1 protein-coding gene is annotated in these 1,371 nt (G+C 70.6%); it reads left to right on the forward strand.

The annotated features are described in order from the left end of the window. The coding region (locus AOJ26_RS40750; protein WP_053853362.1) for a lysine N(6)-hydroxylase/L-ornithine N(5)-oxygenase family protein at nucleotides 1-1,371 on the forward strand (1,371 nt) is incomplete at both ends.

Here is a 1,371-nt window from a genome sequence, read left to right on the forward strand (position 1 = left end):
CCCCCACACCACGAGCCCGACGCACCCCGCGACCTCGTCGGCATCGGCATCGGCCCCTTCAACCTCTCCCTCGCCGCCCTCGCCCAGCCCCTCACCGCACTCGACGCCGTCTTCTACGAACAGCGCCCCGCCTTCGGCTGGCACCCCGGACTCCTCATCGACGGCGCCACCGTCCAAGTCCCCTTCCTGGCCGACCTGGTGACCCTCGCCGACCCCGCCAGCGACTGGACCTTCCTCAACTACCTCAAGGCCCGCGAGCGCCTCTTCCCCTTCTACTTCGCCGAGCGCTTCCACATCCAGCGCGCCGAGTACGACGCCTACTGCCGCTGGGTCGCCGAGAACCTCCCCGGCCTCCACTTCAGCCACCAGGTCGACGCCGTCCGCTTCAACCCCGAACGCGACGTCCTCGAAGTCGACTTCACCCAGTTGGACAGCGACGGCGAAGCCGAAGCCCTGGGCCGCACCTACACCAAGAACATCGTCCTCGGCATCGGCACCGAACCCTACGTACCCGAACCCCTCAAGCCCCTCGTCGAAGCACCCGGCGTGCCCGTCGTCCACGCCGCCGACTACCTCGACCACCGCCCCAGCCTCCTGGCCGCCGACCACATCACCGTCGTCGGCTCAGGACAGTCCGGCGCCGAGGTCTTCCTCGACCTGCTGCGCAACCGCCCCACCGGCCGCGAGAGACTCCACTGGATCGGCCGCACCGAAGCGTTCGCGCCCATGGAGTACTCCAAGCTCGGCCTCGAACACTTCACCCCCGACTACACCCGCTACTTCCACGCCCTGTCCGAAAGCGTCCGCGACCGCCTCGGCACCACCCAGTGGCAGCTCCACCGCGGCATCGACGCCGACACCATCGCCGCCATCCACGACGAGCTCTACCGCCGCACCCTGCACGGCGGCTGGCCCGACGCCGTCCTCACCCCCGGCGTCCGCGTCCGCACCGCCGGCCGCATCGCCACCACGAAGATCGAACTCCACCTCGAACACATCCAGCAGGGCAGCCGCTCCCGCCTCACCACCGACGCCGTCGTCCTCGCCACCGGCCACCGCGAACGCCCACTCGACCGCATCCTCGCCGGACTCGACCCCTACCTGCGCCGCGACAGCCGCGAACGCCCGCGCGTCGACGAACAGTTCAGGCTCGTCCTCGACCCGTCCGTCACCGGCGCCGACTGCCACGTCTACGTCCAGAACGCTGAACGCCACACCCACGGCGTCGGCACCCCCGACCTCGGCCTCGCCGCCTGGCGCAGCGCCACCATCCTCAACACCCTCACCGGCAAGGACGCCTACCCCCTCCCCGCCCGCACCGCCTTCACCACCTTCGGCCTCGAAGACCGGCTGCCCCGGATCCCACCCGCC

The organism is Streptomyces sp. NRRL B-24085 (assembly GCF_001282115.1).
GTDB lineage: Bacteria > Actinomycetota > Actinomycetes > Streptomycetales > Streptomycetaceae > Streptomyces.